Raw genomic sequence first — 25,141 nt, forward strand, 5'->3', positions numbered from 1 at the left:
GCGCTACCCCGAGCTCGGGGTAGCGCTTCTCCGAATGCGGATCAGAACCAGTGCGCGCGTCCACCGATCTTGCGACCGGTTCCGCCGACGATGGCCAGCACCGCGCCGATGACGACCAGCACAATGCCGACGGTCCACAGGATCGAGATGTTCGCGATCAGACCAATGACGAGCAGAATGATTCCTAGGATGATCAACAGGGGCCTCTTTTTCTACCCGGAGTACGTTGCCGTACCTGTTCGCGAGAGTTTTTCTCAACGGCGTGGTACCCCTTGCCGGGAGGGCTAAACACGGCTTGTCGAGAATGTGGGTGGCAGACGGCCGTCACGGTCAGGTGTGATGCACCCGCGCCCGGGTACACGGTGGGTCGGGGAGGAAACCCGACATCGGAGGTACGTCATGGGTGTGTTCGACAAGGCCAAGGACAAGGCCGAGCAGGTGACCGGCGCGGCGAAGGAGAAGCTCGGTCGCGCCACCGACAACGAGGAACTGGAGGACGCGGGCCGCCGCGACCAGCTCAGTGGCGAGATGAAGGAGACCGGCCACGACGTCCGGGACAAGGCGGCGGGCGCGGTGCACAAGGTGCGGGAAGACCTGCGCGACGACAAGTGACTTAGAGGGCGCGCCCTCTAACGATCGGTGACCGGCGGCAGCCGGCCACCGATCGCCTATGTCAGCCGCTCACGCGGGTGAAGCCGACCTGGTAGAGCTTGCCGGGCGTCTCCGTCACCACGTAGAACTCGCCGTGGTTGTCGGTGCCGAAGGCCGTCACGTACTCGGGGAAGGTGCCGATCGCGGCGCCGGTGTGGCCGCCGTCGCGGTCGGCGCGCAGGCCCCACGCGGTCATGGCGCAGAAGTCGGCGGCCACGTAGGTGCCGTCGGCCAGGTCGGCGTAGCGCCGGCCGTGGTACACCGCGCCGCCGATGACGGCGCAGCCTTCGGTGCCGGACCGGTAGTGGAAGACCGGGTCGGTGAACGCGGCATCCGGCTCGCAGCGGGTCTCGTCGAACACGATCGGCCCCTCCATACAGGACCAGCCGAAGTTCGCGCCGCCGTCGCGGGCGCCGATGTGGTCGATCTCCTCGTACCGGCCCTGGCCGACGTCCGCGATCCACAGCGAGCCGTCCGTCTTGTCGAACGAGAACTTCCACGGGTTGCGCAGGCCCCACGCCCAGATCTCCGGCCGCGCGCCGCTGGTCCCGGCGAACGGGTTGCTCCTCGGCACGCAGTACGGCAGGGCGCCGCAGGTGCGGCTGACGTCGATGCGCAGGATCTTGCCGAGCAGGGTGTTCAGGTTCTGGCCGCTGCCGAACGGGTCGCCGCCGCTGCCACCGTCCCCGATGCCGAGGTACAGGTAGCCGTCGGGGCCGAACGTGACGTGGCCGCCGTTGTGGTTGCCGAACTCGGCGTGTTCCTGGGTGAGCAGCACCTGCTCGGCGCCGGTGGTCAGCTTCACCCGCGACAGGGTCACCGCGCCGTCCGGGAGGCGGGTGTAGGCGACGTAGACGTTCCTGGTTCTGGCGAAGTCCGGTGCGAGCGCGAGACCCAGCAGTCCGCGCTCGGCTTCCGAGTCGTTGACCCGGTCGGACAGGTCGAGCACGGGCGTGGGTGCCAGGCCGGTGCGTTGGTCGTACACGCGAACGCGGCCCGGCTTCTCGGTGATCAGCAGGCGCCCGTCGGGAAGGCCGGTGATCGAGGTCGGCTTGGTCAGGTCTGCCGCTACTTCCGTTGTGGTGACTCGTAGTTGGTCCAGTGGTACGCCGCTGCCATCTCCGTTCGCAGGCACGGCCAGCCCGATCGCGGTCGCGGCAGTGAGCAGGGGGATGGTGAACATACGACTGCGCCATCGACGTCGTGACATCCGGACTCCCTCGCTGAATGGTCTAGACAACTTGTGTCCTGATTCAACCACCTGCGAGGTGTGCTGGGTAGCTGCCCGATGACGCAACCCGCCTCCCCGGAATTTCTCAGTGTTGGTCTCGACCCAGCGCATCCTCGGATCGCAGGCCAGATCGGCCATGGCGCGAATCGACGGTGTCGCCGTCGGTAGGTCCACAGGACCAAGGCTAGCGACGGTGGGCGCCTCAAACTGCTTGGTACCAACGGGCTTTCGTGTCAGTGCCGGAGCACGCCGGTCAGCGGGTCGTAGCGGAGCACCCTGCGCCGGGACGCGGACCGGTTCGCCAGGCCGTCCACCTCCACCACCAGCACGCCTTCCTTCACCAGGTCCCGGGTGGCCACCCGCAGCCACGGCTGTCCCGCTCGCAGTACCGTCACCTCCTCGACCAGGGTGCCGTTCCGGCCCGCCGCGATGGCGTACGCCGGACCGCTCGCCGGGGCGATGTCCAGGCCGCCGTCCCCGCGGATCGTGAACGTGACGACCAGGTTGCCCCTGCCGTTGTTGGCGTCGCCGATGAAGTCGTAGACGGGAGCCGGGTCGCCGACGTAGTGCTTGAAGCGGCCGAGGCCGGTGACGTCCATGCCGTTGTAGAACGTGCCGCCGTCCGCGTTGAGCCAGAAGTGTGGGTTGTGGGTCTTCGCGTTGAAGTCCGCGCCCGAGTTGTAGGAGATGTGCCAGTGCGGTGGGTTGTCGGCGTGCAGGGTGTTGTTGGTCTCGAACCCCATCAGCACGAAGCGGTGCCCCTTGGCCGCGGCGACGCTCGTCATGCCGGAGTCCTGCCAGATCGCGTGTGCCGCGATCAGCTGGTGCACCACCGACCGCACCTGTCCCTCGGGCCACGCCACGGTCGTCCACGGCCCGGCCACGCGGTCGGGGTCGTTGTGCTCGATGCGGAAGTCCATGCCCGGTGAGACATCCGGGAAGCTCCACACCTGCAGCGTCGGCTGGTTCGCGTCGGCCGAGGGCTGGGTCACCGGCAGCGTGAACGCGACGCCGTCGCGATGGCGGCGCAGGTCAAGACGGGTCTCCTGGTGGACCACGGCACGCACCGGCACCCCCGGCCACGTGACGTGGATATCGACGCCGTCCGCCACCGGGCCACGCACGAACGTGTAGTACTCGGCGCGGCTGGCCACGGAGTACTGGTCACCCGGCACGATCTCGTACCCGGCGGGCAGCGTGATCTCCGGCCGTGCTGGCTCGCCCGGCCGCACGCGCACCACGCGGAACGCCGCGTAGCCGAGCTGTTGTGCGGCGGCGGCGCCGGGCAGGGCGACGGCGAGGCCTGCGACGGACGCGCCAAGAAGCAACGTACGACGGCTCAAGTCTGTGGACATATCACAAGCATGTCAGCGATAGGCCGCCGCCTGAAGGGTGTAGAGCTCGGCGTAGAGGCCATCGTGGGACATGAGCTCCTCGTGGGTGCCGTCCTCGGTGATGCTTCCCTTTTCGAGGACGATGATGCGGTCGGCCTGCCGCACATTGGCCAGGCGATGGGTGACGAGCACGGTGGTGCGTTCGCCTCGCTGGTCACGGCCGGCCTGCTGCAGCGCGCTGAACACCTTGGCCTCGGCCCGCGCGTCGAGCGCCGCGGTTGGCTCGTCGGCCACCAGCACCGGCGCGTCCCGGTAGGCGCCTCGGGACACGGACAGCCGCTGCCACTGCCCGCCGGACAGGTCCTTGCCCTCCTCGTACCGCCGCGACAGGATCGTGTTCTCCTTGCGCGGCAGGGCATCGATCACCTCGTCCGCGCCGGACGTGGCCGCGTGCCCGACCCACAGCGTGCCGTCGCGGCCGTCGCGGTCCAGGCGGCCGATCCGGATGTTGTCGGCGGCGGTCACCGGCCAGCGCAGCGGTTCCTGGGTGATCACCGAGACCTGCTCGTGCACGGTGTGCCGGTGCGCGGTGGCGATGTCCGTGCCGTCCCACAGCACCTGGCCCTCGGTCGGCCGGTACAGGCCGGTGATCAGCTTGCCCAGCGTCGACTTGCCAGAGCCGTTCTCCCCGACGAGCGCGACCACCTCGCCCCGCCGGATCTTCAGCGACACCCCGGCCAGGGCGGGGGAGTCCTGGCCGGGGTAGGTGTAGGAGACGTCCCGCAGCTCGATCGTGGCCGGGTTGACCGGGGCGTCCGCGACCGGCTCCGGTCCACGCCGCGTCGTCGCGTCGGTCAGCAGCCTGCGGAACAGGTCGATGTGGAAGCTCTGCTCGTACAACCGGTTCACCTGGTACATCGTGTTGCGCAGGGAGGTGGACCCGGTGCGCATGGCGACGACCGCGGCCCCGGCCAGCGCCAGCGGCATCGCTTCGATGTAGAGCAGCCACCCGAGCACCCCGTAGGCCAGCGCGGTGCCGACCCCGGCCGCTGTCCGGCCGGTGAGCTGGATCCACGTCTGCCGCCGCTCGACCCGGACCGTCTCGGCCGCCAGGATCTCCGCGACCCTCCGGTACTCCGCGAGCAACGTCGGCTGTGCGGTGAACGCCCGCACCTCGAGCGCCGCCTCGCGCCCGGTGATCAGCTCGCCGATCATCCACTGCTGCCGGTCCCGGTTGACCATCTGCAGGAACGACTCGTAGCTCAGCTTGGCCGCACGCATCGCCGCCCAGGCGTCGATGCCCGCGGCGACCAGCATCGCGGGCAGCAGCCAGCCACTGAAGAACGAGACCGTCACCATGGCCGCGACCATCGTCACCACCGACGACATCAGGTCGGCGACTCCCTGCGTGGAGTTGCGGATCGCGTTCGCGCCGCGCTCACCGCCCTGGCGCACCAGCTCCCGGAAGTCGGCGTCGTCGAACGCGGCGGCCTCGACATCGAGCACGGCCCGGTGCATCTGGTCGTAGGCGGCCACCTCGACATACGGCGTGAGCATCCCCTGCACCAGGGCGACGGCCGCGTCCAGTAACGCCCCCAGCGCGAACGCCCCCACCACCAACGCGATCGACGGCAGCGACGCCACGACCCGCTCCGGCGTCGGCCCCTGCTCCAGTAGCTCGGTCAGCACGTCGGCCGTGGCCAGCAGGCCGAACGCCGTGACGCACCCGGACAGCACGTGCAGCACCGCGGCGAGCACGGTCAGCCGCCGGGACGCCTGCCAGGAGTACCGCGTCACGGTGGCCACCGCAGCTGGCACCGAACGGACCGTCTCCCACCAGGTCGCGTCCGCGGCCGCACGGTCGGCCGCCGCCCATTTCGGGGCGGCGATGCCGTCCAAGCCGATCAGCGGCCGCTCCGTGTCCACGTTCTCACCCATACAGGCATGTTCGCGCACACCACCGACAATTCAAGCCGGGACACCGGGATCGTCCGGAAACATCACCGTGATGCGAGCCGTGCCGTGCCAGTGCCGCCGAGGCCGGGGGTCCTCGGTCTGGACATGCCTCATCGCAGGACCGCGAACGCCGGAACACGTCCGGTTCTCGCGCTGTCCGTGCGGTCAGGCCGTCGGGCGCGCCGCGACCGGAGCAGGCTGTTTCCGCGCGGCCCGCGTCCACGTCCACAGCCCGTGGACCACGAGGGCGCCGAACACCACGTACACCAGCGCGCTGAAGTACAGGTGCGACGAGATCTGCAGTGGTACGCCGATCGCGTCCACGAGGAGCCACACGATCCAGAACTCGACCAGACCCAGGCTCTGCAACAGGAACGCCAGGGCGGTGCCGACGAAGATCGCGGCGTCCGGCCACGGAGCCCACGACGCGTCGAACGCGTCAAGGGCCAGGGCGAAGACCACGGTGCCCACGACGAACCCGGCCACGGCGGCCAGTCGTTCCCGTGTCGTGCCGGTGCGCACCGGCACACCGAGGATCGGGTCACGCTTGCGGGCCCACGCCCACCAGCCGTAGACCGCGATCAGGCCGACGATCACCTGCCGCACCGCCAGCCCGCCCAGCTGCGCGGAGGCGTAGACGCCGAACAGGAGCGCCACCGACACCAGTTGCACCGGCCACGTCCACAGCGTGCGTGCGCCGGCGAGGAACACCACCGCGATCGCGAACACCTGGCCGATCACCTCGGCGTAGGACATGGTCTGCCCCAGGAACGGGATTCCGTTGTCGAGCAACACGTGCATGAGAACCCTCTCAGCCAGCGTGCTCCTCCCATCCGGACTCTGACCGTCGGCCCCGGAATCTCACCGGGTCAACCGTCCGCGGGTGCGGACGGGTCGCGGGCTGTACCGCCGGCTCGGAATTTCACCGACCCCGGAACACGCTTCCCGTCCAGCCTGCACCTGTCCCGAATCGCCGACAGCAGCTTGTGACCAACCCCACCGGCCACCGCACCCGCGGGGTGCGATGGCCGGTGGCCCGAGGGGCTCGAGTGCTCTTCCGGGCATCAGTCGTAGGTGTCCTGGTTGAGGAAGCGGGCGAAGGCGCGCCACGAGTTGGGGCCCATGACGCCGTCGACGGGGCCGGTGTAGCCCCACTGCGTGCCCAGCCGCTGCACCGCCGCCCACGTGTTCGTGCCCGGCACGCCGTCGACCGGGCCGGTGTACCCGTGGTCGCGCATGGCGCGTTGCAGTGCCTTGTAGGTGTTGGTCCCGGGTGCGCCGTCGATCGGGCCGGTGTAGGCCCAATCCATCGACAGCCAGTTCTGGGCGCGTTGCCAGAACACCGTGCCGGGTACACCGTCCTGTTCGGTCGTCGTCTTCGGCAACGCGGGTGGCTCGCCAGGCGGGCCGGGTGTGACGACGTCGAACGCGTCGGGGCGGGCCACGTTCACGTCGACCCGGGTCCCGCCGACCGTGCCGTTCGACGTGTACTGGTGCGCGCTCCACGCCGGGTACTTGCCGCCGAGGTTCGGCTCGCCGGGATAGGAGCCGTCGTTCGCGCCCCATGACGCCACCCACAGCTTCGTGCCGGTGGCGATGGTGCGTGGCCACGAACCCGACCGCAGGTCCGCCGCGCCCATGTAGAGCCACGGCACGTGGTCGCCGACGCGGTCGTGCACGCGGGTGAAGAACGCCGCCACGTCACTGTCGTTCCACAGCCGCGTCGAGTCGTCCAGCACCTCGTTGTCCAGCGCGAGCACGTCGCCGAGCCGGTAGTCGTGCAGGTGGCCGACGAAGTAGTCGGCCGCCTGCACGGGGGTCGAGAAGTCGCCGGTCACCCAGTAGTGCCCGACGCGGAGTCCCGCGGCACGTGCCCCGGTGACCTGAGCGGTGTAGTGGGGGCTCGTGTACGGGCCCTCGGTGAGCTGCGAGCCGCCCGCCTTGACGACGGCGAACGCGTGGCCGTCCGCGCGGGCCTGGGTGAAGTCGATCCCGGCCTGCGTGGTGGCGACGTCGAGGCCGGTGACCACGCCGGGCGGTACGGGTACGGGGGCCGCGACGGCGATGACCGCCGCGACCAGAGTCTGTGCGAGCACGGCGTTCCCCTAGTTGTACTTGTCCTGGTTGAGGAAACGGGCGAAGCCGCGCCACGAGTTGGGGCCCATGGCACCGTCGATGGGGCCGGTGTAACCCCAGTGCGAGGCCAGCCGCTGCACACCCGCCCACGAGTTGGGGCCCATGACGCCGTCGATCGGGCCCGTGTAGCCGTAGCCGCGCACACCCCGCTGCAGCGCCGCATAGGTGTTCACGCCGGGAACGCCGTCGATCGGGCCGGTGTAGCCCTGCTCGATGCGCAGCCAGTTCTGTGCGCGCTTCCACATGATCGGGCCGGGGACGCCGTCCTGTTCCGTCGTGGTCTTCGGCAGCCCGCCGCCACCGCCGCCACCGGCCATGAAGTCCAGCGGGTTGATGCGCGTGCCACTCGGGTTGATCATGTGCCAGTGCAGGTGCGGGCCGGTCGAGCTGCCCGATCCCGGCGCGCCGACCGCGCCGCCGGAGAGCCCCACGACGTCGCCCATGCCGACCCGCGTGCCGTTGCCAAGCAGGAACTGCGACAGGTGCATGTACTGGGTGCGGTAGCCGTTGTCGTGCTGGATGGTGACGGTGTGACCGCCGGTGCCGTTGTTCGGGATGTTGGTCACGACCCCGCCGCCGCACGCGGGCAACCGGGTGCCGACGCCCATCCCGAAGTCGATGCCGCCGAGCGAGCCGTCGTTGAGGTGGTCCTGCCACGTCCCGGTGATCGGATAGCCGGTGAAGGGGTGGTAGAACCCCGGGGGCGCGGCCTGCGCGATGCCGGCCCCCACCCCGGCCGCGGTGACGACACCGGCCGCCACCGTTCCCCGCAACAACGTCCGCCTGCTGATGCCATCGCTCGCCATTGGGCCCGACTCCCGAGTTCGAGGGTGTTTCGCACGAACGTAGAACGAGTGACGAGTCGTGCGCATCGGGTGTTCGACCGACGGCCGTTCGGCTCAGTGCGGGCGGCTCACAGGTCGTCGAGCCGGACCAGGCCGTCCTGGATCGCGCGTGCCACCAGCGCCGCCTTCGTCGGCGCCTCCCGGCCGCTCATCGCGTACTTGACGCGGATGTGCTCGAGGTGGGTGTTGACCGTGCTCAGCGAGATCCCCAGGCGCTGGGCCACGAAGTCCTTGGACTCCGACTGGAACCACTCGACGAGCACCTCGGTCTCGCGGGCCGACAACACCGGCCGGTGGGCGGAGCGGTCGCCAGCGAGCGCACCGGCCAGCGACGGCGGCGTGTACGCGCGGCCCTCGGCAGCGGCGACGGTGGCCTGGACGAGGTGGTCGGCGCCCTCGGCCTTCGTCAGGTAGCTCAACGCCCCGAGCTCAAGGCACCGCAGCGCGATCGCGTCGTCCGCGCGCATCGAGTAGACGACGACCCGCCGCCCCGCCTGCACCAGCCTGCGCAGCTCACCCGTCACGGGGGCGGGCCCGCCAAGGTGCAGGTCGAGGATGACCACGTCGGCCGTGGCGCCGTCGCCGACCCACGCGACGCGGACGTCGTCGCCATCGGCCGCCACGCGGATCGCGGGCGTGCCGGAGGAAAGCCAGTGGGCGACCCCGGTCCGCACCGCGGGATGGTCGTCAATGACCACCGCGCTCACCACCGCGCTCAGCCCTTCCTCCGCCATCTGGCCTCCGTTCGCACGTACTCACCATAAGTGCCGCTCTCCACCTCGACTCGTGCCGTGGCGGCGGCGACCGTGTCGGTGCCCGCCTCCGTGCCCGCGTCGGCGACCACGGCGACCCGCACGTCCTCGTCGGTGCGCAGCACGCTCACCCGCGCGCGCACCCGCGTCGCCGACAACGTCGCCACGACCGGGCCGGTGAGCGCACGGCGCACGTCCGCGGGCACCGCCACGGCCGCGCCGCTGACCGCCAGCGACACGTCGACACCGCGGCGCTCCGCCACGTCCACGCACGCGGTGACCTCGTGCACCAGCGGATCGGGGACCTCGTCGTTCTCGGCGAACAACCTGCGCAGCTGGGTCGCCGCGAGCGCGCACCGCCGCCGGGTGCCGCGGTCGCGCGGGTCCAGCACACCGTCGGCCAGGTCCGCGAGCAACGGCAGCGTCGCGCCCATCTGCCCGGCGAAGACGGTCCGCTGCTCGCGTTCCCACTGCTCGGCCGACAGCACCCTGGTCGCCAGCCGGTCCCGTTCCCGCGCCACCGCCATCGCCATGGCGGTGCGGCGGCGCAGCATCCGCGTGATCACCACGACCGCCAGCTGCACGCTGGCCGTGCCGAGCGCGACAGCACCCGCGGCGCCGACCTCGGCGCGTTCCGGCACACCCGCCAGCACGAACTGGCCAGCACTCACCGCCATGTGCGTGGCCATGGCCGCGAGCAACACGGGCACCCGGTCCAGGAGCAGCAGCAACAGATGCCACCCCACCAGGCCGACGGACCAGTCCGGTGGGCGGAGGTGCCCGTCCGGCGGCAGGGCGGCCGTCGCGCAGAACGAGGCGGTCAGCACGATCACCGTGCCACCCACCACGACGGCGGACGGCAGGGGTTTCCTTCGCACGACCCACACCCCGCACGTCGCGGTGACCAGCGCCAGCGCGATGAACGCGGCGACGGCGACCCACGCTGGCCGGTACGCGTGGCCCGTGAGCGTCCACAGGCACAGCGCGAACTGCACGCCGCCCGCGACGCCGAGCAACGCGATCCGCATGGTGGCGTGCACGTGCCCGGCCGCCGCGCGATCCTCAGCCACCCGGCCACTCCAGCCGCACGGTGGTCCCCTCGCCGGGGCGTGAGGTGACGGCGGCGCTGCCACCGACGGCGGTCATGCGCTCGACGACCGAGCCGCGGATGCCGCGCCGGGAGCGCGGCACCTCGTCGGGCCGGAAGCCGGCGCCGTCGTCGGCGACCGTCACGACCACCCGGTCACCGTCGAGGTCCGCGCTCAGCGTCGCGGTGTGCACGCCAGCGTGCCGCTCGACGTTGGCCAGCGTCTCGCGCACCGCACGCACCAGTGCGAGCGCGACCGAAGCGGGCACCGGCAACCCGTCCCGCCACCGGACGTCGACGGTCAGCCCGCTGCGGTCCACGACGGTGCGCAGCGAGGCATTGAGGTCGACCGGACTGTCCTGTGTGGTCGGTCCGCCCGCGGTACCCGTGAGCACGGCGAGGTCGTGCCGTGCGAACCCGGCCACCTGTCCCGGCTCGGTGTCCGCACCGTGCACCGCAACGAGGAGGAAGGTCGACGAGGCCGTGTCGTGCAACAGCGCGAGGTACTCCCGTTCCCGCCTGCGGCGCGCGAGTGACAGCGCCTCGGCCCGCGCCAGTGCCGCCTGGCGTGCACGCAGCAGGTCAACGCGGCGGCTCGACCGGCGCAGCAGCACGAACGCCAGCCGGGACAGCACGCACTCGATCAGCAGCCGCGCGACGATGGCGCCCCCGTCGCCGGTCACGGCGAGGTGGACCGCGAGCAACCCGGCCGTGACCGGCACCGAGACCTTCGGCGACCACTCCCACTGCACGGTGATCGCCGTCGTGGTCAGCACGTTGAGCGCCCACTGGTTGGGCTGCCCGCCGGTCCACTCCTGGGTCACGCAGACCGCGACGACCCGCGCGACGGCGAACGCCAGTGCCAACGGCGCCCAGCGCCCGGAGAGCCCGGTCCAGCAGTCCACCGCGGCGCCGGCCACCACCAGGGCGAACAGAGCGAACCCCAGGGGCAGAGTGTCACCGGGCACCGCCAGGAGTCCGAACGCGCTGATGAGCACCAGCCCGATCCCGCGCAGGGGCCCGGCGAACCGGCGTGCGGAGATCAGGAACTCCGCTTCGACGCTGCCTTGCCGCGGCACCAGGAGACCGTAACAACCCGAGGGGGCGCACATCGGCGAAACGGCACACCCCGTTGCGGCGGCCGACCGACGCCGAGTTGTGACCGTCGCCGGGCCAACGGGTTCGTGCCGTTCGTCCGTCCAGGTGACATCCACAGACGTCAGGGAGGACGTATGAACGGCAGAATCGTCGGCATCGCGATCGTGTTGGGCATCGCGACGGGACTGGTCACGGCGTGCACAGGCGACTCCGGCGGCTCCGCCGACAGCATCGCCGCCCAGCCCTACCAGGCCGAGGACGCGGGCCGCGGTGCCGGTGAGCCGAATGCGACCGGCGAGGGGGAGAAGCCGGAGGCGGTGGGACAGCGGGACATCAGCCAGCCGGGGGTGGACCGGACGCTGGTGCGCACCGCGACCATCGAGCTGACGACCGCCGACGTCGTCGAGACGGTCGACAACGCACGTGACGTCGCGGCGGGCGCGGGCGGTTACGCGGGCCGCGAGGCGGTCCGGGAGGAGTCGGCGACGCTGACCCTGCACATCCCGTCGGACCGGTTCGACGAGACCCTCACCGAGCTGTCCGGGCTGGGCGAGGTGGTGTCGCGGGAGCAGGCCGCGGAGGACGTCACCGAGCAGGTCGTGGACCTGGACAGCCGGATCGCCACCCAGCGCGCCAGCGTGGACCGGGTGCGCGCGTTGCTGGCCAAGGCGACGACGGTGGACGAGATCGTGCGGATCGAGCAGGAGGTGACCAACCGCGAGGCCGACCTCGAGTCGTTGCAGCAGCGCAGGCAGGCACTGGCGGGCCAGGTCGCCATGTCCACGGTGACGATGCGGGTCGACAAGACCGACGCGGTACCCGTGCAGGAGCAGGAGGAGGAACAGGGCGGCTTCTTCGCCGGTCTGTCCGACGGCTGGGGCGCGTTCCTCGACGCGGGGGCAGGCACGCTGCGGGTCGTCGGCGCCATGCTGCCGTTCCTGATCGTGCTCGGCGTGCCAACCGTGCTGGCGATCCGCTGGCGGCGCCGTCGCCGTCCGGCGGCACCGGTGGCGCAGCAGTCCTGACCGCGGGTTTGTCACGAGCGGACAATGCCGGGGTGGCCGATGATTGCGCCGGTGCGCAATTTCGCGGTCAGGGTGGTCGCGGGCGGAACAGCGCTGTTTCATGGACTTTCGGTTCCGACCTGGGGAGAAAGCCATGCGCGGCAAGCTGTTCCGTGCCCTGTTCGCCACGATGACCGTCCTGGTCCTCGGTGCCGGTGTCGCGCAGGCCGCGCCCACGGTGGGGCGGTACGCCGGGTACGGGGGACCGGTCTCCTCGCTGGGCTGTGACACCAACGTGATCGGTGGCAACCAGACGGGCGGCATCCTGGCCGACATCGACGAGTCCACCTACGAGAACTGCGGCCAGTGGGGCTTGATGTGGACGGTGTCCCCGTACCACCCGTGGCAGCTGCACCCGGACAGCCAGTCGGGCACGGTGACGACCTACACCATCACCAACATCGACGCGGACGTCTCCGGGCCCTTTTGCGAGGCGACGATCGTGGGTAGCGCGGGTGCCTCGTACGACAGTGCGCCGGGCGTCCTTACCGTGGACTATCAGGCGACCACGGTGACCTATGTCGACCCGGCCAACGACTGCCTCGGGCTGATCACCCAAGGTGAACAGTTGCCCGTATTGGCGGACTGGTACGACATCGTGTTCTTCGGCTGACTCGCCCGGCGGTCAGGCGAGACCGGCGGCGATGAGCTGCCGCCAGATCTCACCCTGGTCGACGACCTCCACGCCGAACTTCTCGGCCTTGGTGAGCTTGCTCGCGCCGACGTCGGCGCCGGTGATGAGGAAGTCGGTGCTCGCCGAGACCGACGACGCCGGGGTCGCGCCCGCCTTCTCGCACATGCGCTGGAAGGTGGGCCGGGGGACCTTCTCGCCGGAGCGGGGGTCGCTGATCGAGCCGGTGATGACGACCGTCTTGCCCGCGAGCGGCGCGTCCGACGCCACGACCGGCGGGAGGTCCTCGTCGCGGACGTCCAGTGAGACACCGCGCGCACGCAGGCGTGCCAGTTCCGGACGCAGCCGGGTCAGGTGCTCGACGAGCGACGCGGCGACCTTCGGGCCGATGTCCTCGACGGCCACGAGCCGCTCCTCGCCCGCGTCGGCGACCTCCTCGAGCGAGCCGAAACCGGCGCGGCACAGCCGTGCGGCGGTGCCCTCCGACGCCATCGGGATCGCGAGGCCGATCAACCCACGGCGCAGGCCGACACCGCGGCTCGCGTCGATCGACTCGATCATCCTGGCCGCCGAGACCTCGCCGATGCGGTCGAACTCGAGCAGCTGCTCCTTGGTCAGCGCGTAGAGATCCGACGGGTTCTCGAGGATCCCGTGCTCGGCGAGCCGTTCGATCCACACCGGACCGACGGCCTCGATGTCCGCCGCCGCGCGCGATGCCCAGTGCGCCAGCCGTCTTGCGGTCTGGCCGGGACAGGAGACGTTGACGCAGAACAGTTCGCGGCTGTTGCCCTGCTCGATGAGCGGCTGCCCGCACGACGGGCACACGGTGGGCGGCACGATCTCCCGCTCCGCGCCGGTGCGCTTGGACTCGTCGAGCACACCGGCCACGAACGGGATCACGTCGCCCGCGCGGCGCACCAGTACCGTGTCGCCGATCCGGATGCCGCGGGCGCGGATCACCTCCTGGTTCGCCAGCGTCGCCTTCGTGACCGTCGACCCGCCGACGAACACCGGCTCCAGCTTGGCGACCGGCGCGATCTTGCCCGTCTTGCCGACGTCCCATACGACGTCGGCGAGCACCGTCGTCTTCTCCTCGGCGGCGAACTTGTACGCCAGCGCGCCACGCGGCGAGCTCGACCGGGTGCCCGCGGCCGCGTAGGCGTCGCGGTTGGCCAGGCGCAACACCGCACCGTCGAGGTCGTAGTCCAGGTCGGCCCGCTGTGTCTCGATCGCCGAGATCGCCTCCTGCGCGGCGGCCGCGTCCACGCAGTGCCGCATGTCGGCGACGGTGAACCCGAGCGTGCGCAGTGCGTCCTCGAGGTCGGTCTCTGCGCCGCCGCTGGAGGTGTCGAGGTCGAAGGCGAAGAACCGCAGACGCCGCCCGGCGACCGTGGCCGGGTCCTTCGCACGCAGGGTGCCCGCGGCGCCGCCGCGCGGGTTGATCAGCAACCGGTCCGGGTGCGCGGCGTTGTAGGCGGCGAACGTGGAACGCAGCATCACCGCCTCGCCCCGCACCTCGACCCGGCCCGGCGCGTCCACCCGCTCCGGTATCCCGTCGCCCAGCGCCCGGATCAGGACCGTGACGTCCTCGCCCGTCGTCCCGTCTCCCCGGGTGACCGCCCGCGCCAGCCGCCCGTCCTCGTAGACCAGCGCCAGCGACAGCCCGTCCAGCTTCGGCATGACCACCACCGGCTGACCGGGGAACCGGTCGAAGAACGCCGCGACCTGCTCTGGCCGGTTCGCCTTCTCCAGCGACAGCATCGGCCGCGAGTGCCGGACCGGCGCGTGCAGCACCGAGGGCGCGCCGACCTGTTCGAGCGGGTTGGGGTCGGGTGCCAGCTCCGGGTTCGCCTCGATCAGGCCCCGCAGCTCGTCCTCGATCGCGTCGTACTCGGCGTCCGCCACCAGCGGCGCGCCCTGGTAGTAGGCGTCACGCAGCGACGTGATCTGGCCGGCGAGTTCCTGGATGCGTTCCCGAGCGTTCACAGCGCAACACGGTACCGGCGACAGCAGCAGTTCAAGCTCTACCGGCTGGTGTAGTGGGCGCTGTCGTCCTCGGGGTGGTGATCGTCCTGAGTCAGGCTGACAGGAGCGGTAGCCTGGGTGGCGAACCTCTCGCAGAGGTAGCCCCCGGCCGACGGGCCGGGGGCGCGAGGGGTCCAACCTGCGAGAGGTGGAGGCCATGGCCGGCATCAGCGACCCTGGCGTGCCCTTCAAAGACCGGCTGCGACGTCTCCGTGAGCGTGCTGGTCTGTCCCGTCCGGTGCTCGGCGGTCTCGTCGGCCGGTCCGGTGAATGGGTGAAGGCCCTTGAGGGTGGTCGGCTGTTGACCCCGCGACTGCCCTTGCTGCTACGCCTGGCCGAGGTGCTCGGTGTCGACGACCTGGCTGAGCTGACCGGCGATGAGCGTCTTACCACCGCGTCCTACACCAAGGCGGCTCATGAGCAACTGTCCGATGTCGCCCAGGCGCTCGCCACATATCCGATGGTCATCGGCGACGGCCCGGCCGATGTGGACGGAGTAATCAGTCGAGTGCGCCAGATGTGGGAGCTGTGGCACGGCACCCACCGACATCGCACCGCGATCGCCGGTCTGATCCCTGACATCCTGCAAGACGCCCGCCGGGCGGTGCGCCGCGCCGACGGCAACGACCGTCGCGCCGCCTTGGCTGCCGAGGCGCAGGTATACCACCTGACCCAGCTGTTCCTATCGAATCAGCCAGCGTCCGAACAGGTGTGGCTGTCCGGTGACCGAGCGATGACGGCCGCACAGGACGCTGACAGTCCCTACGCGATGGCGGCGGCGGTCTGGTACCTCAACCATGTCTTCAGGGATGCCGGCCAACAGCACGAAGCACGCGTCCAGCTCGCGCTCGACGCCATCCGGTTGCTCGACTTCGAGCGCAGCGAAGAGGACCGCGCCCTCTGGGGACTGCTGTACCTGGCCATTGCGCTGTCGCATGCCAAGATGGGCAGGGAAGGCGATGCGTGGCACTACTGGGATCACGCGGACTATGCCGCCTCTGCGCTCGGTGACCAGTACACACACCCGTGGTTGATGTTTGGCCGGGGCATTGTCGACGGCTACGCCGTTGACATCCTCAACGACTTGATGAAGCCAGGAGACGCGGTGCAACGAGCCGACAGGCTCGACCTGAGCCTCGTCCCCTCGGCCACTCGGCGGTCGCGCCACACGATCCAGATCGCCAGGGCGTTCTACCTTAACCGCGAACCAGTCGCCACGGTCCACCTGCTGCGCAAGGCCGAGGACGAGGCACCGGAGACGATCAAGTTCGACCCGTTCACACGCGGTGCGCTGATCGATCTCGCCGAGAACGGCGGAACAGTTGTCCGCGAGGAAGCGCGGATGCTGGCTCAGCGGATCGGCATTCAACCTGCCTGAAGGGGTACAAGCTGTACCCCTTGATGAGGGGGGTTGCTTTGTGCCCCGCGTACCCATGACCGGCGCATAGCGTCACGTCCCGTCAACGGGAGGTGACTATGGCAGTGATCATGTCGGATCGTCGGCACAGAACGGGCCGGTGCTCGTCACGGGCGGCGTCGGGCTGGTGGGGGTCATGACTCTGGCTGACCCGAGTCCTGCTGTGCGGGCGCTGATGCAGCGGATGCGTGATCGCAGTTGGACGATTCACCGGTGGGCGTCGGGTGTCGGTCAGGTGCCCGAGATTGTGAGTGCGGTGTGGATGTGGGAGGACGGTGCCGCGGATGTGGTGGTGATCCGCAGTCACTTGATGGCCAGTGCGTACCGGGCGATGCCCTGTGTGGACTGCTGGGAGCCGGCGGCTGTCACGCTTTGGGACATGGCGGCGCCCGAGAAGATTCTCCGGGAGGTGCTTGGTTGGGAACCGTATGGCGAGGAGGGGCGGCGGCGGGAGGCTGTGCGTCCTCTTCCTGGGTTGGTGTTGCCGCTCGCGGCACGTCAGCGGCTCACCCAGTACATCGATCTGCCGCACTTGCCAGAACCGATCGTGGTGCCACCGATTCCCGTCTTCTGACTCGACCGCGAACGCACCCCTACGCCTGCGCGAAGGCTGAGCGCCGAGGAGTTGCCTGCCCAGCGGCCCCGCGCCTCGCAGAGACCGCCGGGGTCCGAAAGTTTTGCGGAAGTTTCATTGGTGGTGGCCGAATGCGGTCACGTCAATTCGCAACTTTCGGCGCCCATGGCGCGCACGGTGCCGGGTTCAACTCGTTGAACAGGTGAAATGGTCGACCGGGTATCCGCGCCCTCGGAAGGCATTTCCGAAACATTGACGAAACTTGTTGACAACACGGCGGAGTCGGACCAACACTGCTCGTGTCGACAAAGGCTCACGCCGGTGTCGATCCGGGGTCGGGAGACCTGCTCTCCGGTCGCAAATGGCCGGTCAATCCCGCTGTTGTGCGTCATCGGCGCGTGGCGTCCCGCCCTGCCCCGGGCAACCCTCAACGACGAGGAGGAAGAATGCGTTTCGTTCAGTCGGGGAGTCGCAAGCGCGGGCGGATCAGGGTGCTCGCGGGCAGTGCGTGCGTCGCGCTGGCCATGACCGTGCTGCCCGGTGCCACCGGCGCCACCGCGGCCACGGACGTCGGCATCAACGCCACGTGCTCGAGCCAGACCGGCAACCACAACGGTTACTACTACTCGTTCTGGACCGACGGTGGTGGCTCGGCCTGCATGAACATGGGTTCCGGCGGCAACTACAGCATGCAGTGGAGCAACGTCGGCAACTTCGTCGGCGGCAAGGGATGGACCAACGGTTCGCGGAGAACCGTCAGCTACTCCGGCAGTTTCAACCCGTCCGGCAATGCGTACCTGACCCTGTACGGGTGGACGTCGAACCCGCTCGTCGAGTACTACATCGTCGACAACTGGGGAACCTACCGGCCCACCGGGGAGTACAAGGGCACGGTGACCACTGACGGCGGCACGTACGACATCTACCGGACGATGCGGTACAACGCCCCGTCCGTCGAGGGCACCAAGACCTTCCCGCAGTACTGGAGTGTGCGGCAGCAGAGGCGCACCGGCGGCACGATCACCACCGGCAACCATTTCGACGCGTGGGCCCGTGCGGGAATGAACCTCGGCAGCTTCAACTACTACATGGTTCTCGCGACCGAGGGATATCAGAGCAGCGGTAACTCGAACATCACAGTGGGGTGACCATGCGAACCAGAACGTTCCTCACCGCACTGGCCGCCGCCGCGATGGTCGTGACCGGGATCGTGGCCGCCACGCCGGCGCAGGCGGCCGCCTGCAACGGGTACGTCGGGCTCACGTTCGACGACGGCCCGTCGGGGAACACCGGCGCTCTGCTGAACGCGTTGCGGCAGAACGGGTTGCGGGCCACGATGTTCAACCAGGGGCAGTACGCCGCCGCCAACCCGGGCCAGGTCTCAGCCCAGGTCGGCGCCGGCATGTGGGTCGCCAACCACAGCTACACCCACCCGCACCTGACCCAGTTGAGCGCGGCACAGATCGATTCGGAGGTCTCCCGCACACAGCAGGCGATCGCGAACGCGGGCGGTGGCACACCGAGGTTGTTCCGCCCGCCGTACGGGGAGACCAACTCGACCGTGCAGTCGGTGCTCGGCAGGTACGGTCTGACCCAGATCATCTGGGACGTCGACTCGCAGGACTGGAACAACGCCAGTGTCGACGCGATCGTGGCGGCCAACGCACGGCTCACCAACGGCCAGATCATCCTCATGCACGACTGGCCGGCGAACACGCGCGCCGCGATCCCGCGCATCGCGCAGACCCTGGCGAGCAAGAACCTGTGTGCGGGCATGATCTCGCCGCAGACAGGGCGCGCCGTGGCTCCGGCCTGATCCGGGGCGCACAACTGGGCCGGGGGCAACGACGCCCCCGGCCCAGACGTGTCAGTGCGTTGCGTTCATGAGTGCCAGGGCGCTTGCCTGACAGCCAGGCCCCGACGGTTTCGTCCACGCCGACCATGACAGCGAGTACTGGTCGAAAGCGTTGCGGGAACGGGAAAAGGCCGTGTCACCCTGCCGGTCGAGGTAGGCGGCGTACGGGTGACCGGACAACGCGGTGTCCAGTTCGGACAGTCCGCGCAGCAGTCCAGCCTTGAAGTAGGCGCCGTCCTTGAAGCAGTCGTCCCAGCCCTCCGCCGGGTCGTGCAGGATGCCACCGCTGTCGGTGAGTGCGGAGCCCGGCCGGGTGGTCGCGTCGGCGACCTGCCGTGCCCGGTCGCGTGGTGCCGGATCGCCGGTCAGTGCGGACAGTTCCGTGAGCCCGGACATCAGCACGCCCTGGTTGTAGGAGAACACCGTGCCGCCCGGTGCGCAGCCAGCCTCGTCGAGGCCGTCCCGCACGAGCCCGTCGCCGCCGATGAGCCCGCTCGCCGCGAACCACGACCATCCCGTGCTCGCGCGGGTGCGGTAGGTCCCGTCGCCCGTCCGGCTCGCCAGCGTCGCGTTGACCTGGACGTACAGGCTGTTGGAGATCGCCGCCTTGTACGTCCCGCCCTCGCGCCAGCGGATGCCGCCGCCGCACGCACCGGTCCAGAACGTGTGCATGTGGTCCGCGGCGATCCGCGCCGTGTCCAGGTACCGCCGGTCGCCGGTGAGGTCGTAGGCGTCCAGCCACGCCATCGCCCACCAGCCGGTGTCGTCGGAGAACTCGTTGCGGAAGTGGCCCCTGGCGGCGCCGACGTTCCGGTCGTAGGTCGTCGAGATCGCGTACCGGTAGCTCGGCATGCGCGTGACCTCGACGTTGCGGATGACCGAGGACAGCGCGACGGCGCTGCCCCACCAGCCTCCGCCGAGGAAGTTCCCGGCACCGTTGTCGTACAGCGCCATCATCGCGGTCGCCGCCGCCTCGGTGCGGTTCGCCGCGTTCCACCTCGTCCTGGCCCACTCGGTGCACGCGACGGCGCCGGTGTCGGCCGCGCGGCCGCAGGCACGCAGCGCACCGACCCCCAGGTTGTTCCAGTCGTCGTTGTTGTACATCTGGGTCCGCCACCCGCCGACACCGCCCGGCGCGGCGGTCAGGCCGAGACGGCTGCCGTCCGCCCAATTGCCGCCGCCGTCGAACGACCGGTCGAGCCACACCTCGTCACCGGACCGGACCTGGTCGATGGCGGCCCAGCCCATCGCGTCGCCGTCGCTGAGGTGGAGGACGAGCGTCCGGCCGGAGACGCCTGCGGTCACGGATGCGCGGTCACCCGTCGCGGCCGCCGGGTCGCGGGCGTCGCAGTGGAGGTTGCAGATGGTCGCCGCCACGGCAGGCACCTCGGCGGGGGTCGGCGGGCTCGTCGCGGGATCGGCCGCCGCGGGAGCGCCGAGCAGCAACGCGGTTGTCGTGATCAGGACCGGGATATACAAGGGAGATGTACGCACGGAGCTACCTCGCCTTACTTGCAGGGAAATTCCACCGTGACCGATGAGAGCGCTCTCCGAAACGCCCGAAGGGCCTAATCAGGGTCCCGTCGGTGCGCGGAAAAAGGGTAGATTGATGATCGAACATGTGCTTCCGTGAATTACGCGAAATTCCAGCCGATCGGCGTGGGACGTTCGGGCTAACGAAATACGCCGATCGGCCACGGTCGCCGCGATAATTCTCCGCGACCTCGATAGCGTGGTGACACATTTCACCTCACGTATTCGGGGAAACGGAGAGGGCTCCATGGCGAAGAAATCGGGGCATCCACTCGGAGTTACCGGCAGAGTGCTGTTCGGCGCTGCCATCACGACCGTCGGCATGGGATTGTCCGCAGGGGTCGCGGCCGCTGACCCGCAGGCCGCGCAGTCCACAGAGGACTCCCGGCCCGCGCCCGCTGTCGACGTCCGTACCATGACCGACCACGAGTTGCAGACGGAACTCGGCCGGGTGGCCGGGAAGGACTCCCTGCGGCAGCAGGAAGTCGTGACGGAGATGAAGGCGCGCGGCGCACAGTTCTGGGAGGCGGCGCCCGCACCCAACGGGCTTGGCCTCTCCGGCGGCGTGCCGGTCCGGCCGGGGGTGTCGGTGACCGGCACGATCGCGTACGACTCCTACAGCGGCAGCTGGTATGTCAGCGGCGGCGTGCGGGTCGGCAAGCCGACCGGCCCCCAGTTCACGGGTATCGCGCCGAAACCGGACGGCCTCAACGCCACCGGCTCCGTGAAGCTCGACATCGGCAAGGACGGCGAGTTCTCGTCGACGCTGTCGCTCAACCTGTCGCCGGAAGGGGAGGTGACCGGCAGCTACAAGGCGAAGGGCACCGTCACGACGCCGGATGGCCGCAGTTACGAGATGGACGTGACGGTCACCCGCAACGCCGACGGCACGGTGAGTGTCGGGTTGCCGGACGGCTACTCCACCTCCACCCCGCTGCCCGGCGGCGGCACGATCGACACCACCACACCGGTCGATCCCGCCGAGGACGCGAAGCCGCCGGAGGTCAAGGGTCCGGCACCGAAAACCCCGGAGCAGCAACAGAAGAAGCCAACCGGCAGCTGGACGGACTGGTTCGACCTGAGCGGCGGGCTCAGCATCGACAAGGAGATCCGGCCCGCGCCGATGCCGACGCCCACCCAGGAGGAAATCAACCAGGCTCTGGAGAGCTGGGGCGAACAGCAGCGCGCCGCGAAGGAGCAGCAGGACGCGTGGCGGGCGCAGAACCGCCAGGAGTCCCAGTACCGCGAGGCGCTCGAGCGCGCGCAGGAGCGTGCCGACGCCGAGGAGGCCGCGCGCCGCGCCGCGCTGCCGGACCGCGACCACGACGGCGTCCCCGACGAGGAGGACGCCACCTGGAACCAGAACGACACCGACCCGACGAGCACGGACGTCGGTGACGGCCCGGAGGGCGGCAAGGGCTACCCGAGCGACCGCGTCGACACCCCGGCCCCTGCGAGCCCGCCGGACAGCGACGACCCGAACGCCGACCACGACAAGGACGGCGTCCCCGACGAGCAGGACGCCACCTGGAACCAGAACGACACCGACCCGACGAGCACGGACGTCGGCGACGGCCCGGAGGGCGGCGAAGGCTACGGCGGCGATGCCGATGATGGCCGCGGTTCGTTCAGCGGCGACCTCGACGGCGACGGTCTGACCGGTTCGGCGGACGCGACGCCGAACCAGAACGACACGGATCCGTCGAGCACGGACGTCGGTGACGGTCCGGAGGGCGGCGAGGGTTACGGCACCGACGGTGACGCGGATGGTGACGGTCTGACCGGTTCGGCCGATGCGACGCCGAACCAGAACGACACGGATCCGTCGAGCACGGACGTCGGTGACGGTCCGGAGGGCGGCGAAGGCTACGGCGGCAGCGACTTCGGCTCCGGCTCCAGCGACTCCGGTTCGGACTCCGGCATGGGCTCTGGATCGGATTCGGCCGCCGATTCGGGTGGCTACTCAGGTTCGGGTTCGGATACGGGTTCGGACTCTGGCGGCTATTCGGGTTCGGATACGGGTTCGGACTCCGGCGGCTACTCGGGCTCGGACACCGGCACCGACTCCGGTGGCGTGTCGGACTCGTCCGCTTCGGACTCCGGCGGGTTCGGCGACGCCGACGGCGACGGGCTGAGCGGCTCCGCCGACTCCACCCCGAACCAGAACGACACCGACCCGTCCAGCACCGACGTCGGCGACGGCCCAGAAGGCAACGAGGGCTACAGCGGCTCCACCGACTCCGGCACCGACTCCGGCGGCTACGGCACCGACCCTGGCTCCGGCGACTGCGCCTGCGTCTGACCCCCACCCCACTCTGCCCGCGACGTGACCGTCGTCGCGGGCAGAGTGGTCCTCACCCCGGTGGTGGTCAGCACCGCGATGCCGTCCAGCGTCACGCGCACGCGGCGCTCGAGGGGACCGAGCCGCGGCTCGATCGCTATCAGCTGTTTTGCTTCCAGTCGCTCGAGCACACCGTCCCAGGGGATCGGGCCACCACCGGCGAGGCCACGCCAGCGGTAGCCTGCCGGGCCTCCCCAGGCACCGGTGTGGAACTCCACGTCGCCGGATGCGACCAGCGCCAGCGCGTGGAGCGTTCTTTCGTCCATCGCTTACCTCCGAGCCTGCGAGCTCAGAGTGCGCCTGGCGGGACGGCGAGACATCACGCGATGTACGTATTTCGCAATGGACGGTGACACTTTTTCGTGACCGAACTGTGCAGATTCGCAACCAACTTGGCCTCCCATCCGTGATCCTCTGTGTGAGCACGAGATCGCGAGGACGGCTGACTGCCCTGGCCGTCGGTGTCGTCATGGGTGCCGGGGTCGCTTTCGCCTACGTCGGTGCTGGTGAGCCGCGTGCGTCCGGGGTGCCGGACCCCGGCCGGGCGGCCACGACCGTCGGCGTGCCCGCGTCGTCCGGCGCCGCGCAGGCCACGAACACGCCGCCACCCGCGCCACCCCCGGTCCTGCCCTTCAACGCGAAGCTGACCTCGCAGGACATCCCCGTGGCCGGTGGCGGGGTACGCAGCGGCGCCTGCAGCGGCGCGCTGATCGCGCCGGAGTGGGTCGCCACGGCCGGGCACTGCTTCCACGACCTGAACGACAGGCGGATCGGCGGGCCGCCCCGGTACACGATGACGGTGACGATCGGGAAGCTGAAGGACACCGACCCAGGCGGACACGTCGCGAAGGTCGTGGACGTGCGGCAGTCGCCGGTCAACGACCTGGCGGTGGTGAAGCTCAGCGCTCCGGTCACCGGCGTCGAGCCCCTGACCGTGGCCTCGGCACCGCCCTCGGTCGGGGCGCCGCTGCGGTTCGCGGGCTGGGGCTCCCTGTCCGCCACCGTCCCCGGACCGTCCACCTTCCTCAAACGCGGGCGGTTCACGGTCGCGAGCATCGGGCAGAGCACGCTCGAGACCGCGTCGGTTGGGGAGCGCACGGTGGAGAACACCCCGTGTCCTGAGGACTCGGGTGCCCCGTTCTTCGTCTCCACCGATGACCGCACCGGCACGCTGGTGGCGGTCGTGAACACCGGGCCGCCGTGCCCGCAGCCCGGGCTGGAGATCGTCGCGCGCGTCGACGTGGTGGCCGCCTGGATCCACGAGCAGACCGGCGGCACGTCACGGTGAGCGTCGCCGGGAACCGGATATCGGTTGCGTGCCTGCCCGCCCGCGGCCATCGTGCCGGCGTGGACGGTTTGCGTGGTTTCGTGTCCGACGGGCGGCTGGTGCGCCTGCCCGCCCGGCAGTCGCGGCGGCGGGTCGTGCCGGCGCACGTGGTGCTGTCGTTCGAGCCGGGCCGCCGGTGGCCGGAGAAGGAGGTCGGCGTCGTGCTCCGCGCGTGGTGCGCGGGCGGCGGGACCGACCACGTGACACTGCGCCGCCACCTCGTCGACGAGGGCATGCGGAGCCGCGAGGACGGGTCCTACCGGCGCTCGGGCGGCTGGGTGGACGTGCTCGGCTGAGATCCCCGCCGCCACTCGCTGGGCAGCATTCCGTAGGCGGCGCGGAACCGGCGGGTGAAGTGGGTCGGGTCCGTGAAGCCCCACTGCCTGGCGACCGTGGCGATCGAGCGGCGCGCGGCATCCTGGCTCGCCAGCTCGGCCTTGGCGTGCTCGAGCCGCAGATCGATGATCCACTGCTCCAGCCGCAGCCCGGCGGCGGCGCACACGCGGTACAGGTGCCGGGGCGAGATGGCGAGTGCGATCGCGATCGAGGTGGGGGACAGGTCCGGTTCGCGCAGGTGCTGGCGCACGTACGCACGCACCTGGGTGACCAGCGTCTGCTCGACGAGGTCGCGTCCGGCTCCGTCGTCGACGGCGGTGCCGATGAGCGCGCGGGCCAGTTCGATGCTCGCGGCGCCGAGCACGTGCGCCATCGGGCTCTCGCAGAGCGTCTCGGCGTTCCTCGCGAGGTCGACGATGTGGCGGCAGACGAGCCCGTACAACGGGCTGGCGTCGAGCCGGGTGCTCGCGCGCCGCACCAGGTCGGCGGGCAGCCCGAGGTGTGCTACCGGCACGTTGAGTGACCGTGCGGCACCGTGGCCGCGCCACCCGTAGTCGAACGGCCGGGTGACGTCCACGACCAGCGCCTCACCGGGTGGGAGGACCCGTGCCGCGTCGCCGACGCGGTGCCCCGCCACGCCGGACTCGTGCACGCCGATGGCGATGTGCTCGGCGTCGGCCGCCCGCGCGGCCTTCGTGGTGCGGGTCATCGTCACCCCGTTGGACTCCGCCCGGAAGATCGCCGCGGCGCCGAACGACCACAGGTCCAGCCGGGCCCGCACCGGCGCGTCGTCGTCCAGCGCCACCCGCGAGGCGCCGGACACCTCCCGCAGCGTGGTGACCAGCACGTCGCGGCGCTCCCGCGCGGGCAGGTAGGCGGTGTCGAGTAGGACAGCCATCGTGTTCCTCCGCCGGTCCATGGCGTCGCAGGCCGACGGTACGGCGTCGT

General features: G+C 70.3%; 24 protein-coding genes and 1 riboswitch. Of the genes, 10 read left to right on the forward strand and 14 right to left on the reverse strand.

Going from position 1 to position 25,141, the window contains the following annotated elements; genetic code table 11:
* Positions 1 to 41 precede the first annotated feature (41 nt).
* Positions 42 to 197 (reverse strand): hypothetical protein, encoded by a 156-nt coding sequence (locus WBA97_RS17165; RefSeq protein ID WP_424231834.1) that lies wholly within the window; start codon positions 195 to 197, stop codon positions 42 to 44.
* 202 nt (positions 198 to 399) lie between these two features.
* Between WBA97_RS17165 and WBA97_RS17170 the strand changes: the two genes are divergently transcribed.
* Positions 400 to 612 (forward strand): CsbD family protein, encoded by a 213-nt coding sequence (locus WBA97_RS17170; RefSeq protein ID WP_424231835.1) that lies wholly within the window; start codon positions 400 to 402, stop codon positions 610 to 612.
* A 61-nt stretch (positions 613 to 673) separates the two neighbouring features.
* Here the strand turns inward: WBA97_RS17170 and WBA97_RS17175 are convergent, their stop codons facing one another.
* From WBA97_RS17175 to WBA97_RS17215, 9 genes are all read right to left on the reverse strand, one after another.
* Positions 674 to 1,834 carry a PQQ-dependent sugar dehydrogenase gene (locus WBA97_RS17175; protein WP_424231836.1) on the reverse strand — a complete coding sequence of 387 codons (1,161 nt, stop codon included), beginning with the start codon at positions 1,832 to 1,834 and terminating at the stop codon, positions 674 to 676.
* 281 nt (positions 1,835 to 2,115) lie between these two features.
* The gene (locus WBA97_RS17180; RefSeq protein ID WP_424231837.1) at positions 2,116 to 3,237 is read right to left on the reverse strand and encodes a hypothetical protein; all 1,122 of its coding nucleotides are present in this window, start codon (positions 3,235 to 3,237) and stop codon (positions 2,116 to 2,118) included.
* A 12-nt stretch (positions 3,238 to 3,249) separates the two neighbouring features.
* The gene (locus WBA97_RS17185) at positions 3,250 to 5,154 is read right to left on the reverse strand and encodes an ABC transporter ATP-binding protein (RefSeq protein WP_424231838.1); all 1,905 of its coding nucleotides are present in this window, start codon (positions 5,152 to 5,154) and stop codon (positions 3,250 to 3,252) included.
* Positions 5,155 to 5,337: 183 nt separating this feature from the next.
* The gene (gene pnuC, locus WBA97_RS17190) at positions 5,338 to 5,973 is read right to left on the reverse strand and encodes a nicotinamide riboside transporter PnuC (RefSeq protein WP_424231839.1); all 636 of its coding nucleotides are present in this window, start codon (positions 5,971 to 5,973) and stop codon (positions 5,338 to 5,340) included.
* A gap of 16 nt (positions 5,974 to 5,989) precedes the next feature.
* Positions 5,990 to 6,115: riboswitch (FMN riboswitch) on the reverse strand.
* A gap of 121 nt (positions 6,116 to 6,236) precedes the next feature.
* A complete protein-coding gene (locus tag WBA97_RS17195; RefSeq protein WP_424231840.1) occupies positions 6,237 to 7,268 on the reverse strand; it encodes a GH25 family lysozyme in 1,032 nt (343 codons plus the stop codon).
* 9 nt (positions 7,269 to 7,277) lie between these two features.
* Positions 7,278 to 8,114, reverse strand: coding sequence for a M23 family metallopeptidase (locus WBA97_RS17200; protein ID WP_424231841.1), 837 nt, complete (start codon positions 8,112 to 8,114; stop codon positions 7,278 to 7,280).
* 107 nt (positions 8,115 to 8,221) lie between these two features.
* Positions 8,222 to 8,887 carry a response regulator gene (locus WBA97_RS17205; RefSeq protein ID WP_424231842.1) on the reverse strand — a complete coding sequence of 222 codons (666 nt, stop codon included), beginning with the start codon at positions 8,885 to 8,887 and terminating at the stop codon, positions 8,222 to 8,224.
* The gene (locus tag WBA97_RS17210) at positions 8,869 to 9,975 is read right to left on the reverse strand and encodes a hypothetical protein (protein WP_424231843.1); all 1,107 of its coding nucleotides are present in this window, start codon (positions 9,973 to 9,975) and stop codon (positions 8,869 to 8,871) included. Before WBA97_RS17210 ends, WBA97_RS17205 begins: the two co-directional genes overlap by 19 nt.
* Complete coding sequence (locus WBA97_RS17215; protein WP_424231844.1) at positions 9,968 to 11,071, reverse strand: sensor histidine kinase; 1,104 nt, start codon at positions 11,069 to 11,071, stop codon at positions 9,968 to 9,970. Before WBA97_RS17215 ends, WBA97_RS17210 begins: the two co-directional genes overlap by 8 nt.
* A gap of 153 nt (positions 11,072 to 11,224) precedes the next feature.
* Between WBA97_RS17215 and WBA97_RS17220 the strand changes: the two genes are divergently transcribed.
* Both WBA97_RS17220 and WBA97_RS17225 read left to right on the forward strand, forming a co-directional pair.
* Positions 11,225 to 12,115, forward strand: a complete 891-nt coding sequence (locus WBA97_RS17220) for a DUF4349 domain-containing protein (RefSeq protein ID WP_424231845.1) — start codon at positions 11,225 to 11,227, stop codon at positions 12,113 to 12,115.
* 133 nt (positions 12,116 to 12,248) lie between these two features.
* Positions 12,249 to 12,767 carry a hypothetical protein gene (locus tag WBA97_RS17225; protein ID WP_424231846.1) on the forward strand — a complete coding sequence of 173 codons (519 nt, stop codon included), beginning with the start codon at positions 12,249 to 12,251 and terminating at the stop codon, positions 12,765 to 12,767.
* Between the two features lie 12 nt (positions 12,768 to 12,779).
* Here the strand turns inward: WBA97_RS17225 and ligA are convergent, their stop codons facing one another.
* Positions 12,780 to 14,771, reverse strand: a complete 1,992-nt coding sequence (gene ligA / locus WBA97_RS17230) for an NAD-dependent DNA ligase LigA (protein WP_424231847.1) — start codon at positions 14,769 to 14,771, stop codon at positions 12,780 to 12,782.
* 196 nt (positions 14,772 to 14,967) lie between these two features.
* On the opposite strand from ligA, the gene WBA97_RS17235 reads away from it, so the two are divergent.
* The 4 genes from WBA97_RS17235 to WBA97_RS17250 all read left to right on the forward strand — a co-directional run bounded on the left by WBA97_RS17235 (position 14,968) and on the right by WBA97_RS17250 (position 18,617).
* A complete protein-coding gene (locus WBA97_RS17235) occupies positions 14,968 to 16,188 on the forward strand; it encodes a helix-turn-helix domain-containing protein (RefSeq protein WP_424231848.1) in 1,221 nt (406 codons plus the stop codon).
* Between the two features lie 139 nt (positions 16,189 to 16,327).
* Positions 16,328 to 16,801 (forward strand): hypothetical protein, encoded by a 474-nt coding sequence (locus tag WBA97_RS17240; protein WP_424231849.1) that lies wholly within the window; start codon positions 16,328 to 16,330, stop codon positions 16,799 to 16,801.
* Between the two features lie 446 nt (positions 16,802 to 17,247).
* Positions 17,248 to 17,949, forward strand: a complete 702-nt coding sequence (locus WBA97_RS17245) for a glycoside hydrolase family 11 protein (protein ID WP_424231850.1) — start codon at positions 17,248 to 17,250, stop codon at positions 17,947 to 17,949.
* A gap of 2 nt (positions 17,950 to 17,951) precedes the next feature.
* Positions 17,952 to 18,617 carry a polysaccharide deacetylase family protein gene (locus tag WBA97_RS17250; RefSeq protein ID WP_424231851.1) on the forward strand — a complete coding sequence of 222 codons (666 nt, stop codon included), beginning with the start codon at positions 17,952 to 17,954 and terminating at the stop codon, positions 18,615 to 18,617.
* 51 nt (positions 18,618 to 18,668) lie between these two features.
* On the opposite strand, the gene WBA97_RS17255 is transcribed toward WBA97_RS17250, so the two are convergent.
* Complete coding sequence (locus WBA97_RS17255) at positions 18,669 to 20,150, reverse strand: glycoside hydrolase family 76 protein (protein ID WP_424231852.1); 1,482 nt, start codon at positions 20,148 to 20,150, stop codon at positions 18,669 to 18,671.
* 361 nt (positions 20,151 to 20,511) lie between these two features.
* Here WBA97_RS17255 and WBA97_RS17260 point away from each other — a divergent pair, with 361 nt between their 5' ends.
* Positions 20,512 to 22,491 (forward strand): hypothetical protein, encoded by a 1,980-nt coding sequence (locus tag WBA97_RS17260; RefSeq protein WP_424231853.1) that lies wholly within the window; start codon positions 20,512 to 20,514, stop codon positions 22,489 to 22,491.
* Here WBA97_RS17260 and WBA97_RS17265 read toward each other — a convergent pair.
* Positions 22,449 to 22,796 carry a hypothetical protein gene (locus tag WBA97_RS17265; protein WP_424231854.1) on the reverse strand — a complete coding sequence of 116 codons (348 nt, stop codon included), beginning with the start codon at positions 22,794 to 22,796 and terminating at the stop codon, positions 22,449 to 22,451. The two genes, WBA97_RS17260 and WBA97_RS17265, sit on opposite strands and share 43 nt — an antisense overlap.
* A gap of 152 nt (positions 22,797 to 22,948) precedes the next feature.
* Here WBA97_RS17265 and WBA97_RS17270 point away from each other — a divergent pair, with 152 nt between their 5' ends.
* Both WBA97_RS17270 and WBA97_RS17275 read left to right on the forward strand, forming a co-directional pair.
* A complete protein-coding gene (locus WBA97_RS17270) occupies positions 22,949 to 23,818 on the forward strand; it encodes a S1 family peptidase (protein ID WP_424231855.1) in 870 nt (289 codons plus the stop codon).
* A gap of 59 nt (positions 23,819 to 23,877) precedes the next feature.
* Positions 23,878 to 24,153: a DUF2087 domain-containing protein gene (locus WBA97_RS17275; protein WP_424231856.1), complete on the forward strand. Its 276-nt coding sequence runs from the start codon at positions 23,878 to 23,880 to the stop codon at positions 24,151 to 24,153.
* On the opposite strand, the gene WBA97_RS17280 is transcribed toward WBA97_RS17275, so the two are convergent.
* Entirely contained in the window at positions 24,114 to 25,091 is a 978-nt protein-coding gene (locus tag WBA97_RS17280; RefSeq protein ID WP_424231857.1) for a helix-turn-helix domain-containing protein, read from the reverse strand. The two genes, WBA97_RS17275 and WBA97_RS17280, sit on opposite strands and share 40 nt — an antisense overlap.
* Positions 25,092 to 25,141: the final 50 nt, after the last annotated feature.

It is taken from the genome of Actinophytocola sp. (assembly GCF_049647105.1).
GTDB lineage: Bacteria > Actinomycetota > Actinomycetes > Mycobacteriales > Pseudonocardiaceae > Actinophytocola.

Coding starts and splice junctions, on each gene's coding strand:
- pnuC (WP_424231839.1), bottom strand. CDS start 5,973: ATGCACGTGTTGCTCGACAACGGAATCCCGTTCCTGGGGCAGACCATG.
- WBA97_RS17200 (WP_424231841.1), bottom strand. CDS start 8,114: ATGGCGAGCGATGGCATCAGCAGGCGGACGTTGTTGCGGGGAACGGTG.
- WBA97_RS17260 (WP_424231853.1), top strand. CDS start 20,512: ATGGGATTGTCCGCAGGGGTCGCGGCCGCTGACCCGCAGGCCGCGCAG.
- WBA97_RS17235 (WP_424231848.1), top strand. CDS start 14,968: ATGGCCGGCATCAGCGACCCTGGCGTGCCCTTCAAAGACCGGCTGCGA.
- WBA97_RS17245 (WP_424231850.1), top strand. CDS start 17,248: ATGCGTTTCGTTCAGTCGGGGAGTCGCAAGCGCGGGCGGATCAGGGTG.
- WBA97_RS17220 (WP_424231845.1), top strand. CDS start 11,225: ATGAACGGCAGAATCGTCGGCATCGCGATCGTGTTGGGCATCGCGACG.
- WBA97_RS17250 (WP_424231851.1), top strand. CDS start 17,952: ATGCGAACCAGAACGTTCCTCACCGCACTGGCCGCCGCCGCGATGGTC.
- WBA97_RS17265 (WP_424231854.1), bottom strand. CDS start 22,796: ATGGACGAAAGAACGCTCCACGCGCTGGCGCTGGTCGCATCCGGCGAC.
- WBA97_RS17280 (WP_424231857.1), bottom strand. CDS start 25,091: ATGGCTGTCCTACTCGACACCGCCTACCTGCCCGCGCGGGAGCGCCGC.
- WBA97_RS17175 (WP_424231836.1), bottom strand. CDS start 1,834: ATGTTCACCATCCCCCTGCTCACTGCCGCGACCGCGATCGGGCTGGCC.
- WBA97_RS17180 (WP_424231837.1), bottom strand. CDS start 3,237: ATGTCCACAGACTTGAGCCGTCGTACGTTGCTTCTTGGCGCGTCCGTC.
- WBA97_RS17170 (WP_424231835.1), top strand. CDS start 400: ATGGGTGTGTTCGACAAGGCCAAGGACAAGGCCGAGCAGGTGACCGGC.
- WBA97_RS17225 (WP_424231846.1), top strand. CDS start 12,249: ATGCGCGGCAAGCTGTTCCGTGCCCTGTTCGCCACGATGACCGTCCTG.
- WBA97_RS17185 (WP_424231838.1), bottom strand. CDS start 5,154: ATGGGTGAGAACGTGGACACGGAGCGGCCGCTGATCGGCTTGGACGGC.
- WBA97_RS17205 (WP_424231842.1), bottom strand. CDS start 8,887: ATGGCGGAGGAAGGGCTGAGCGCGGTGGTGAGCGCGGTGGTCATTGAC.